Source organism: Myxococcus xanthus, from assembly GCF_013116825.1.
GTDB lineage: Bacteria > Myxococcota > Myxococcia > Myxococcales > Myxococcaceae > Myxococcus > Myxococcus xanthus_B.
Genome location: NZ_JABFNS010000122.1, coordinates 1 through 12,187, shown reverse-complemented (window position 1 = coordinate 12,187; position 12,187 = coordinate 1). Strand labels below are relative to the sequence as shown.

Below are 12,187 nucleotides of genomic sequence, written 5' to 3'. Positions count from 1 at the left end.
GCGGCCGTGGCTCAGGGCGGCCGGGTGACGTCACAGCGCGCACTGGCGCCGCGGGCGAGGTCCTCGGCCACCGAGCGAAGCAGCACGGTGCCCGTGAGGGTGTTGCCTTCGTCGCCAGGCGCTTGCTTCCCTTGCGTGAGCCACGCGGCCACCCGGCCCAGGCTCGCGGCGGTCACGACGTGCAGGCGGACGCTGATGCGTACTTCATAGCGCGCGCCGGGCTCGGGCCTTTGTTCCAGGGTCCACGCGACGCGCTCCAGCGTCAGTGAGGAGGGGCCTTCCGGCAGGGGGCGTCCATCCAACACGTAGGCGCCCTTGGAGAAGGCGAGCACCTGGGTCAGCCGGGCGGTGTCCATTCTCGCGTCGAACCAGACGGTGTTGCGTTGCCAGAGCGTCAGCTCCACCTCCAGCTTCCCCGCCATGCCCAGTCGCACCAGCCGGTCCAACTCGGGCGAGACGAAGTCGAAGGCCTCCGAACGGACCATGACGCGCCGTCCGGCCAACGTGGCGGTGCAGGTGGTGCGCGGCTCCTCTGCATGGACCGTGGGGGCGTGCAGGCCCGCCACGGCGATGAGCGCCGTGCCGAGCCCGCGTCCCACGTATTTGCGTGGCCAGTCCATGCGTCTTTAGAAGGTCCGCTGGAAGAGCAGCCGGGCTTCGGGCGTGGCGGTGGCCCGCTCATCCGTGCGCCACGCGACGTCCATCCGCACGTTGTCTCCGAAGTGGAGGCTGGCGCCCAGGCCGAGCCGTGCATCCGTCCAGGTGTCGTCCGCCTTCACCGTGCCCAGGTCCGCGAAGACGCCCAGGGCGCTCCAGCGGTACTCCGCGGTGGTGAGCACGGACACGTCGCCGCGGTACTCCTTGAAGCCGAAGCCGCGCAGCGCCGTCCATCCACCCAGGGCCTCGCGCTTCTGTTCGGGCAGACGGTGGCCTCCCGCGGTGCGCACGCGCAGCGACAGGCCGGTGTCCCAGCCGGTGGGCACCTCCATCGCGATGTCGCTCACCAGCTTCCAGAAGCGCGCGTCACCGCCCGCGCTCCCCGGGCCGTTGCCCACCTCCAGCGTGAGCAGGCCCCGGAGCGAGGCGCGGCTCTCCCAGTCGCCATCCCGGTCGAAGAGCGACGTCTCTGGCGTGCGGAACAGCGAGCCCACGGACGCGGCGGCGGGCACGTTGCTGGCGTACTCCATGCGCACCACCACGGAGTCGAAGCGTCCCTCGGTGACGGGCGCGTTGGGGAAGGGGGCCGAGTCGTTCCGGAACAGGGAGAAGGGCGGCGTGAAGCTGCGCATCGACGCGTAGCGGTCGCTGCGGTACTCGACGCCCGCGAGCCAGTCATCCGCCCAGCGCCAGGTGGCGAAGGCCGTGAGGCCCTTGCGGCGGAAGTAGTCGCGGTCCGGCCGGTTGATGAGGGCCGAGTAGAGCGACGAGTCGATGTCGCCCATCCGCCACCGGTCCAGCGTATCGGTGAAGTCGTAGACCTGCGCGCCGAACTCCGCGAGCCCCACCCGTGGAACCTGGAGCTTCGCCCCGCCGAGCATGTTGATGCGCCGCTGGCGCTGCGTGCCTTCCGGGTCCTCCGGCAGATATTGGCCACCCCACCGCAGCGGGACGGTGAGCGCGGCATCCACGGTGACGTGCGCGCGGTCCTTCGCATCCCAGAGGCGCAGCCGCCCCGAAAGACCCGGCGAGAAGCCCGTCACCTGCGTGTGCATCGGGAGCAGGTCCACGTCGAAGTCCGGTCGCCGCGTGCGCAGGTGCACCACCAGCTTCTTACCCTCGAGGGTGATGCTGTCGGCCGAGTCCACGTCGTCCCACCAGTCGGAGAGCTGCTTCCAGTTCAGCTCGAACTCCACCTGCTCCCGGTGGCGCGGCTTCGCGCGCGGTGTTTCCTGCGTGTGATAGGCGCGGGTGCCGTCCGGCTCGCGCGTCTCGATGATGTGGGCGCGCCGGGCACGCGTGCTGTCGGAGTCGTCCACGCTCGCGGGCTCCAGGAAGGGGAGCCGCGAGGTCAGCCGCTGCACGGCGCGCTTCGCGTCACTGCGGAGGAACACGGTGCCAGGCTTCAGGTCCAGCGCCTCCTGGACCCGCGCGGCGACGCCGACGTCCACGCCGCGCACTTCGATGGATTCGAGCCGGCCTTCATCCACCGTCACCGTCAGCTTGCCATCCGGCGACCACACCGCGGACAGGCTGGCGAGCATGTAGCCGTCGTCACGCAGGCGCTTCAGCGTGCGCTCCAGGCCGTGGGCGACATCGCCCAGGAAGATGCCGGGGTGCAGCGTGCCGCGCTCCAGCCGGGCCACCCAGTCACGGGGCGGATAGCGAGGCGGGCAGGGACGGACGACGGAGAGCGTGCCGCGCCGGGAGTCCACGCGCAGCGTGGCGGTGAAGGACTCTTCGTCTTCGTCCTCGGTGGGGAACCGGTGCGGGAGCCGGAGCAGCTCCTCGAGAATCTCGGTGGCCTGCAGGTCCTGGAGCCCGTTCACCTCCACGGCGGAGACGACGGGGTTCTCCTCCAGGTGGACTTCGAGGACCGCCGGCTGCGGCGCCTCGGCCACGCGCACGCGCGGCTCCACGCGGGCGAACAGCCCCGAGCGAGCGAGCCGCCGGAGGAACAGGTGGACTTCCCTTCCGCTCAGCAGGGCCCCTGAATCCGCACGGGGCGCACCGATGAAGGCGCGCACCTGCGCATCCGTCAGCCAGTGAAGCCCGTGCAGTTCGATGCGGCCGGGCGTGAGCGAGCGCCCATCCACGGCGAGCTGAAGCGGGGCCAGAACGCTGGTGTCTCCCGAGTCATCGTCCTCGAAGTCGTCGGGGCAGGAGTTCTGCGCGTCCGCTGGGGTGTCGGCTCGGGCGTCGGTCGTGGGGGAGCGTGGCTTGCCGCCAACCTCCTGGTTGTCCGTGGCGGTGGTTGCGCCTTCCGCACGCTCCGACTGCGGGTTGTTTCCCGTTTCACCTTGCGACGGAGCGGCTTCCGCGGATGAGGGCGCGTCGGAGCGCGGCTCAGGTGCAGGGGCTGGCTGCGCGACTGCGAGCGCGGGGAGGAGACAAATGAGGAGCGCGAAGCGGTTCATGCACGCAGGGAGAGCACGAGCCGTTCCACCCAGAGGCGTCGGGCAAGTGCCTGAAAGAACGAGGGCCGAGCAGCCATGTCGATGTCATGGACACATCGGGATGTCGAGCCGTGATGTGGTACTGACATCGCCAGCGACGATTGCGTGCGGCCGTCCGGCACCCGCCTGGAGGCATGGGGCGCTTTCGGTACTGGGGCCGTGGTTGCGGCGGGTCCGAAAACCGGGGGCAGATGAGCTGCGCTCCAGCGGGGCTTCAGGTGACAGGGAGTCCGAGCGCCTTGATGCGCCGGTAGAGGTTGCCCCGGTCGACCTGCAGTAGCCGCGCGGCTCCGGCGATGCTTTCGCCTTCCTGGAGCGCCGCGCGGATGAGCTCGCGCTCGAAGTCCTCCACGTGCTCGCGGTAGCTCTTCTGTCCCAGGGAGGGGCGGCTGGCCGCGGCGGTGGTCTGCGGCGCGGAGACGAGCTCCGGGCCCAGGGTGAGCGGGCCCTCACCCCGGAGCAGGTTGAGGCGCTCGATGAGGTTGCGCAGCTCGCGCACGTTGCCCGGCCACGCATATGCGCGCAGCGAGGTCTCCGCGCCGGGCGCGAGCACCAGCGGCACCTGCGGCCCCGCGAACTCTGCCGCGAAGGCGCGGGCCAGGGGAAGCAGATCCTCCGGCCGCTCGCGCAGGGGCGGCACCTGGAGGGGCATCACGTTGAGGCGGAAGTAGAGGTCCTGCCGGAAGCGGCCCTCCTGCACCGCGCGGGCGAGGTCCTGGTGCGTGGCCGCGACGACGCGCGCATCCACGGGGACGGGCAGGCTGCCGCCCAGCCGCTCCACTTCCTTCGTCTCCAGGACGCGCAGCAGCTTGGCCTGGAGCTCCAGGGGCATGTCGCCCAGTTCGTCGAGGAACAGCGTGCCGCCGTGCGCCTGTTCGATGCGGCCCGCGCGCCGCGACAGCGCACCGGAGAACGCGCCCTTCTCGTGGCCGAACAGCTCGCTCTCCAGCAGGGTGGAGGGAATGGCCGCGCAGTTGACGGCGACGAGCCGGCCCTTGCGTCCCGAAGCGAGATGCAGCGCCCGCGCCACGCGTTCCTTGCCCGTGCCCGTCTCGCCGGTGATGAGGATGGCGGTGTCGCTGGGGCCCACGCGCGCGATGAGCTGGCGCAGTGACACCATGCCAGGGCTGTCACCCACCAAGTGGCCGGGGCGGGCCAGCGCGTCCAGCAGCCGCTCGCGCTCTTCCTGGAGCGAGCCCAGCGCCAGGGCGTTACGCACGGCGGTGAGCAGCCGCTCGGGGGAGGGCGGCTTCTCCACGAAGTCCGTCGCGCCCAGCCGCAGCGCCTGCACGGCCTCGGCGGGCGACGCCTCTCCGGACAGCACCACCACGGGCGCGGGGAAGGGCCGGGGCAGGCGCGCGAGCAGCTCCAGGCCCGTCTCGCCCGGCATGCGCAGGTCGAGCAGCATCATCCCCGGGGGACCTTCGGGCGCGTCGAGCAACTGGGAGGCCTCCGCCGCCGAGCGGGCCTCCACGGGCGTGAAGCCCTCATCGCTCAAGAGGCCGCGCAGGGCCCTGAGGACGCCAGAGTCGTCATCGACGATGAGGATGCGAGGACCGGGCTTCATGGGGACGGTGGCGGGGTGAGGGGCAGTTCCACGCGCGCGAGCGTACCGCCTCCGGGCGCGGGCTCCAGGCGCAGGCTGCCGCCGTGTTCGTGGACGATTTTCTGGGAGATGGGCAGGCCCAGGCCGCTGCCGCCGGGCTTGGTGCTGAAGAGGCCACGCGTGAGGGCCGGGCCTTCGAGGACGGTGGGGACGCCGCTGCCTCCATCCGCCACGGTGACGCACACGGTGCCCGGCTGCGTCGACTCCAGTGTGACGTGGACGGGCGCGGCGCTGGCGGAAGAGGCCTCGGTGGCGTTCTTCACCAGGTTGCCGAAGAGGCGACGCAGGCCATCCGGGTCCGCGCGCAGCGTGGCCTCCGCGCCAGGCCGAAGCTCCACGGGCACCGGGGACGTGCCCGCGTACAGGGTGCACACCTCGGCCAGCAGTGGGCGCAGGGGCACGTCCTGGAAGCGCGGCGCGGGCAGGCGCGCGAAGGTGGAGAAGCTCTGGGTCATCCGCATCAACAGGTCCACCTCCTCCTGGAGGAGGGCCACGGCCTCGGTGATGCGGGTGGTGTCGTGGGGCGTGGACGCATCCGTCCGGTTCAGACGCGCGAGCGACAACTTCATTGCGGTGAGGGGGTTCTTCAGCTCGTGCGCGAGCGCGCGGGCCACGTCCTGCCAGGCGGCAATCTGCTCCGCGGACCTGAGCCGCTCGCGCTGCGACAGCAGCTCCTGGCCCATGCGGTTGAACTGGCCCAGGAGGAACTGCAGCTCGTCGCGCGGAGGCTCGGGGGCGGCGAGCCGCACGGAGAGGTCGCCGCGCGCATAGGCCCACATGCCTTCCGTGAGGGTGCGCACCGGACGCGTGAGGGCCCGCCCGAGCAGCACCGCGGCCACCGTCAGCGCCGCGCCCGATAGGAGTACCAGCGCGGTGATGAAGGCGGGCACGCGGCGCACCAGGGCTCGTCGCGCCAGCTCCGCCTGCGCGAGGTTGAGCCGGGCCTCGTTGAGCGAGTCTTGTGGCAGCTCCCGCCGCGCCAGCTCCGAGGCGACCTCTTCCAACACGCCCTCCACCGGGGCGATGGACACCGACAGGACCCGCTCCAGCGCGGCTTGTGCCAGCACGCCGAGCAGCACCAGCGGCACCCATCCGGCGAGCAGCATCACCGCCAGCAGCCGGCGACGGAAGCGCGGAGGGGGCAGCGGAAGGTCCGCGGCGTGTTCAAGGCCCACTCTGTCACCGTGCGTAGGGGCGTCTGTGGGCGCGGCGGCGTGCATGAGACGGTTCATAGCGCATCCGGACGTGGGCCCGGTGCCGAGTCCCTGGCGCGGAGACTCTGGTAGGCTGCATGGCTCCGATGCCTCGTCTTCTCGCGCCCTCCCAGGGCTGGCTGTTCAGTCCGGGAGTGGACCTGTCCGTCTTCGCTGGCAGCGCGCTCGTCTCCGTGGCTTTCGTGCTCGCCGCGCCCTGGCTGGGCGTGGCGGGCGACACGCCGCTGTGGGCATGGCTGCTCTTCGTCGTCTGCGTGGACGTGGCCCACGTCTGGTCCACGCTGTTCCGCACCTACCTGGATCCGGACGAGCTGCGGACCCGCCCCGGGCTCTACCTGGGCGCGCCGCTGGCCGCCTACATGGCGGGCGTGGTCGCCCACCTGGTGTCGCCGGGCACGTTCTGGACGCTGTTCGCCTATGTCGCGCTCAGCCACTTCGTGCGGCAGCAGTACGGCTGGGTGGCGCTGTATGGCCGCAAGGCGCGCGTCTCCCCGCTGGAGCGGCGCCTGGATGCCGCTGCCGTCTATGCCGCCACGCTGGGGCCCGTCGTCTGGTGGCATGCGAACCTGCCGCGCGGCTTCTGGTGGTTCGTGCCCGGGGACTTCCTGTCGGGCCTGCCGTCGTGGGTGGGCACCGTGGGGCTGGGGCTTCACGCGGGGGTGCTCTTCGCGTGGGCCGGCTACCAGGGCGCGCGCGTGGTGCGCGGCGAGGGCGTGCAAGCAGGCAAGGTGCTGCTGGTGGTGGCGACGTGGGTGGCGTGGTTCGGCGGCATCGTCGTCGCGCAAGACGACTTCACGTTCACGGTGATGAACGTGGTGCTGCACGGCGTTCCCTACTTCGCGCTGCTCTTCCGCTACGCGCGCGGACGGCTGGAGGAGGGTGGCTACGGCGCGGGGGCGGCGCTGCTGCGCGCGGGGCTGCCGGGCTTCCTGCTGTTCCTGGTGGCGCTGGCCCTGGCGGAGGAGTTCCTGTGGGACCAGGCCGTGTGGCGTGAACACGGCGCGCTCTTCGGCGAGAGCCACATGACGCTGCCGCCGGACGTGTTGTCGCTCGTGGTGCCGCTGCTCGCGCTGCCGCAGGCCACGCACTATGTGCTGGATGCCTTCGTGTGGAAGCCGGGCCGGCAGCCCGCGCTGCTGTCACGTCTGGGCTGGACACCGATGGCCACCCGACACGAGGGGCCGCCATCTGGCATGAAGCCCGTTTCGACCATGGCCATTCCCGCACGGAGTGACTAAATGCGGTAGGGGCCTATGTCCCGACTCCTACTCGTCTCGAATCGGCTCCCTGTCACCGTCAAGGTGGAGAAGGACACTGTCTCCGTTGTCCGCAGCGCGGGAGGCCTGGCCACCGGCCTTCGCCGTCCGCACGAACGCTCGGGGGGGCTGTGGATTGGCTGGCCCGGGGATGTCTCCCGACTGTCGGAAAGCCAACGCGCTCGCGTGGACGCCCAGCTCGCGGAGCTGCGCTGCGTGCCGCTGACGCTGTCCGCCAGCGAGGTGAGCCGCTACTACGAAGGCTATTCCAACCGCGTCTTGTGGCCGTTGTGCCATTACATGCTGGAGCGCATCCCGCGCCAGGACCGCGATTGGGAGGTGTACCGCAAGGTCAACGAGCGCTTCGCGGACCTGGTGGCGAAGCACTACGAGCCCGGGGACACCATCTGGGTCCACGACTATCAGCTCATGCTGGTGCCCGGCATGTTGCGCCAGCGGCTGCCCGGCGCGCGCATCGGCTACTTCCACCACATCCCGTTTCCGTCGTCGGAAATCTTCAGCACGCTGCCGCGCCGGCGTGAGCTGCTGAAGGGGCTGCTGGGCGCGGACCTCATCGGCTTCCACACGGTGAGCTACGTGCGGCACTTCTCTGGAGCGCTGCTGCGGCACCTCGGGCTGGACACGGACATCGACCGTATCATCTGGGAGGGCCGCGACGTGCGCGTGGGCGCCTTTCCCATGGGCATCGACGCGCAGGTCTTCGAGTCGATTTCGAGCGAGCCCGGCATGCAGGAGGAGGTGGCGAACCTGCGCCGGTCCTCCGAAGGGCAGCGCATCCTGTTGGGCATCGACCGGCTGGACTACACCAAGGGCATCCCGCGGCGCCTCCTGGCGGTGCAGCGCGTGCTGGAGCGCACGCCCGCGTGGCGTGGCCGCCTGCGGTTCATCCAGGTGACGGTGCCCAGCCGGACCCAGGTGGAGGCATACGCCAACTACCGAGAGCTGGTGAACGAGCTGGTGGGGCGCATCAATGGGCTCTACGGCACCGTGCAGAACGTGCCCGTGCACTACCTCTACCGCTCATTCAACGAACGGCAGCTCGTGGGGCTGTACCGGAGCGCGGATGTGATGCTCGTCACGCCGGTGCGGGACGGGATGAACCTGGTGGCGAAGGAGTTCTGCGCGGCGCGTCCGGACGATGACGGCGTGCTGGTGCTCAGCGAGTTCGCGGGCGCTTCGGCGGACCTGGGGGGCGCGCTCATCGTCAACCCCTACGACGTGGACGCCATGGCGGACGCCATCGAGAAGGCGCTGGGGATGGCGGAGGAGGAGCGCCGCGCGCGCATGCACACGCTGCGCAAGCAGGTGAAGTCGCGGGACGTGCATTGGTGGACGAACTCCTTCCTCGAGCGGCTCCAGTCGCTGCCCGCGGTGACCGTGCACCCCGAGGCGGGCGCGCCCGAGGCGCTGGCGCAGATGCGCCAGGCGGAGCGGCTGCAACTGCTCCTGGACTACGACGGGACGCTGGTGGGCTACGCGCCCCGGCCGGAGCTGGCCGCGCCGGATGCGGCGCTGAAGGCGTTGCTGGCGAAGTTGGTGGCCCGGCCCGGCGTCTCGGTGAGCATCGTCAGCGGCCGGCCCAGGGAGACGTTGGAGGAGTGGCTGGGCGACCTGGACATGGGCCTGTATGCCGAGCACGGCCTGTGGTCCCGCCCCACGCCGGGGGCGGCGTGGCGGATGCTGGAGGGCGTGACGTTCGACTGGAAGGAGCGCGTGCGCCCCGAACTGGAGACCTTCTCCGCGCGCGTGCCGGGCTCCTTCGTGGAGGAGAAGACCGCGTCGCTGGCGTGGCACTACCGCCTGGTGGACGCGGAGTTCGGCGCCATCCAGTCCCGCGAGCTGCGGCTGTACCTGGCGGAGAAGTTCGCCGGGCACTCCATGGACATCCTCCCCGGGGACAAGGTGGTGGAGATTCGTCCGCGGGGCGTGCACAAGGGCCGCGTGGTGGGCGAGGCCACGAAGGACATGGCGCCCGGCGCCCTCGTGGTGGCCATTGGCGATGACCGCACGGACGAGGACCTCTTCGCGTCCATCCCGCCCGGCGGGCTCACCATCCACGCGGGCAACAAGCCCACGCGCGCGGCGTTCCGGGTGAAGGGCCCGGACGAGGTCCGCGCGCTGCTGACGGGGCTGCTGGAGCCGTAAGCACCGCGCGGGCCTGCTCGCGTTCGCTACGGCGTCGAGGACGCCGTGCGGTTGGCCGCGTTCTGGATGAACACCCGGCGGCCGAAGGCGCGGTCCACGCGGCCGAGGAACTCGCGGAACGCGGGGTAGTCATCCGCGGACACGCGCGCGGTGGTGAGGGCCACCTCGCCCTCGGCCACCAGCTTGCCGCCCTCCAGGCGGTAGCTCAGCTTGATGTGGCCGAACTTCGTCGTCTCCTCCACGGCCTGGGGAAGCTCCGCCACCGTCCAGCCCGCGGGCAGTGCGTAGCGCAGGAGGAAGCCGTTGGTCCACGGGCTGGACATCACCAGGTCGAAGCGGCGCTGGGCCAGCGACGCATAGGCCTGCTGGTAGGTGCGCCCGGTGCCGAAGGGCAGGAAGCGCATGCCGTTGGGCAGCACCTCCGAGTAGCGCGGGATGCTCATCTTGAAGTCCAGCGCCACGTCGTCATCCAGCCGCGTGGTGTCGCTCAGCTTCACCTCGTGCACCGTGAGGCCGGGGAAGCTCTGCGCCCAGGCGCGCTCGAAGGTGGACTTGCGCGTGGCCTCCGGCCGGTAGGCGCGGCGGTAGTCGGGTGCGTGCTGCCCGCCCACGGAGCTGGAGCCGGTGATTTCAGCGCCGCCGTCCGCGCGGAGCGTCACGTCCAGCGACATGCGCGTGGCGTTGTCCGCGGCCTTCGCCTCCGGCGTGGTGAGGAAGGTGCTCTTTCCGTTGGGCTCCACCACCAGCACGTTGGCCACCCGGTCCGCGCTGGGCAGCTCGTTGGCGCCGTGGAACTCCGCGGTGCCGTCCAGGTACAGGTCGAACTTGGGCACGTACGCGATGGCGTGGTTGAAGGCCGCCAGGCTCGCGGGCTCCTCGCCAATGGAGCCCAGGTTGCGCATGCGCAGCAGCACCAGCCGGCTCTCCACGCCCGCCACCTGGAGCATGGAGTGGATGAGGCTCGCCTTGTCCTTGCAGTCGCCGAAGCGGCGCGCCAGCACCCGGTCCACGCGGTAGGGCTTGAAGCCGTGGATGCCGAACTCCAGCGCCACGTAGCGCGTGTTCGTCACCACGAAGTTGTAGATGGCGCGCACCACCGCCAGCTCATTCTTCCGGTCCACGCCCTGGAGCACCTGGTCCACCGTCTGCCGCAGCTCCGCGTTAGGCTGGAGCTGGTCACGCACCAGGCCCCACCAGTAGCGGCCCACCTGCTCCCACGTCTGGTAGGTGGAGACGTGGAGGTTCTGCGCCACCTCCGCCCAGCCGGGCATGCCGGGCTCCGGCACCACCTTGGCGACGTGCCTGGCGTTCCAGCGGTACAGCACGCGGCCGGCGTCCAGCGGCTCCTGCGCGCTCGCCACGCCGGTCAGCTTGCTCTTGTTCCAATACAGGGGCCGTGCCTGCGGCATGTCCACCAGGTACTGGAAGCGCACCTTCGGGTAGACGCCCTGCACGCTCTCCACGTCACCCCAGTAGTCCGACAGGAGGTTGTCCTGCGCGGTGTCGTCCAGGCGGTACGTCAGTTCGAGCGTGTCGCCCGCCGACAGCGAGGGGAAGGAGAGAATCTTGGCGCGGGCGTCGTAGTACATGCCCGTCCACGGCTCGTTGATGTTGCGCTCGTTCTCACCGTAGCTCTCCACCACGGAGCCATCCGCCTTGATGACGCGGGCGCGCAGCACGCGCACCTCCTGGCGGTCCGGCGAATAGGTGACGGGGATGGTGCGGAACGCGTCCACGCCGCGCGAGTTGAAGACCTTGACCACCGTCTGGTGCAGGCGGCTGGACAGGCCGCTCTGCTGGACGCGCACGTAGGTGTTGTCCACCAGGTAGAGGGCGTCCTCGTGGACGTAGGCCTCCGCCTCCTTGGCCAGCGGCTGGGCGTCCACCAGGTACTGCATGCCGGTGCCGGTGCTCTCGCCCTTGAGGGCGCGCAGGGCCTCCTTCAGGCCCGGGTTCTGCGGGCGCAGCGCCAGCGAGCGCTCGAACGAGGCCAGCGCCGGCTCGCGGCGGCCCGCGGCCAGCAGGGCGCGGCCCTCGCGCTCGTAGACCTCCGGCTCGTCCGGGGACAGCGCGCGGGCCTCGGCGAAGAGGGCGACGGCTTCCTCCACCGCGCCGTTGCTGGCCTTCAGCTCGGCCAGCCGCACGCGGGAGCCATTGTCGAAGGGGTTGAGCTTCACCAACTGCGCGTACTCGCGCTGGGCGGACTCCACCTGGCCGGCCTCCGCCAGCATCGTGGCGAGCATGTGGCGCGTGGCGGTGTCGTCGAAGCGCAGCGCCAGCACCACGCGCATCCGGTCCATGGCCTCGCGGCCACGGTCGAGCTGACGGGACACCTGGGCCGCGGCGCGCACCGCGCGAGGCACGCGGGGCTGCAGGCGGAACGTCTCCTCCACCAGGGCGTGGGCCTTGGGGCGCTCGCCCAGGGCTTCAAGCGCGCGCGCCAGCACCAGCCGCGCGTTGACGTCATCCGGCGTCTTCTCCAGCACGGGCGCCACCAGCGGCTGCACGCGCTCGGGGTGGCCGCGCTCCAGCTCGTGGTCGGCCAGCGCCACGCGCGCCTCCGGCATGGCGGGGTCGGCGGCGACGGCGGCCTCCAGGAAGCGGCGGCGCTCGTTCAGGTCATCCCGCTGCGCCTGGGCGGCGAGCAGTTGGAGCCGGGCGTCCTTGGGGGCTTCTTCCGCGGCGCGCGCGGCCTCGGCGCTGGCGGTGTGCTCGCGCTCGTCATACGCGCGGAAGAAGCCCAGCACCCGGGCGTAGTCGCCGCGCAGCGCGGCGTCATCCGGGTTCTTCTCCACCATCGCGCGCAGGGCGGAGGCTGTCTCTTATAACCAG

General features: G+C 71.0%; 7 protein-coding genes. 2 read left to right on the top strand and 5 right to left on the bottom strand.

Features of this window, described 5'->3' with window-relative positions; translation table 11 throughout:
* Window positions 1-11: 11 nt before the first annotated feature.
* The 4 genes from HNV26_RS28615 to HNV26_RS28600 form a co-directional block, all read right to left on the bottom strand.
* Entirely contained in the window at window positions 12-620 is a 609-nt protein-coding gene (locus tag HNV26_RS28615; RefSeq protein ID WP_171441688.1) for a hypothetical protein, read from the bottom strand.
* Between the two features lie 6 nt (window positions 621-626).
* Complete coding sequence (locus HNV26_RS28610; protein ID WP_171441687.1) at window positions 627-3,074, bottom strand: hypothetical protein; 2,448 nt, start codon at window positions 3,072-3,074, stop codon at window positions 627-629.
* 253 nt (window positions 3,075-3,327) lie between these two features.
* On the bottom strand, window positions 3,328-4,680 hold the full coding sequence (locus tag HNV26_RS28605; RefSeq protein ID WP_171441686.1) for a sigma-54-dependent transcriptional regulator: 1,353 nt from the start codon (window positions 4,678-4,680) through the stop codon (window positions 3,328-3,330).
* Window positions 4,677-5,951: a sensor histidine kinase gene (locus HNV26_RS28600; RefSeq protein WP_171441685.1), complete on the bottom strand. Its 1,275-nt coding sequence runs from the start codon at window positions 5,949-5,951 to the stop codon at window positions 4,677-4,679. Before HNV26_RS28600 ends, HNV26_RS28605 begins: the two co-directional genes overlap by 4 nt.
* A gap of 68 nt (window positions 5,952-6,019) precedes the next feature.
* On the opposite strand from HNV26_RS28600, the gene HNV26_RS28595 reads away from it, so the two are divergent.
* The gene (locus tag HNV26_RS28595) at window positions 6,020-7,171 is read left to right on the top strand and encodes a hypothetical protein (protein ID WP_171441684.1); all 1,152 of its coding nucleotides are present in this window, start codon (window positions 6,020-6,022) and stop codon (window positions 7,169-7,171) included.
* Window positions 7,172-7,186: 15 nt separating this feature from the next.
* Window positions 7,187-9,355 carry a bifunctional alpha,alpha-trehalose-phosphate synthase (UDP-forming)/trehalose-phosphatase gene (locus HNV26_RS28590; RefSeq protein ID WP_171441683.1) on the top strand — a complete coding sequence of 723 codons (2,169 nt, stop codon included), beginning with the start codon at window positions 7,187-7,189 and terminating at the stop codon, window positions 9,353-9,355.
* A gap of 26 nt (window positions 9,356-9,381) precedes the next feature.
* Here the strand turns inward: HNV26_RS28590 and HNV26_RS28585 are convergent, their stop codons facing one another.
* Window positions 9,382-12,150 (bottom strand): DUF3857 domain-containing protein, encoded by a 2,769-nt coding sequence (locus HNV26_RS28585; protein ID WP_366817044.1) that lies wholly within the window; start codon window positions 12,148-12,150, stop codon window positions 9,382-9,384.
* Between the last annotated feature and the right edge of the window lie 37 nt (window positions 12,151-12,187).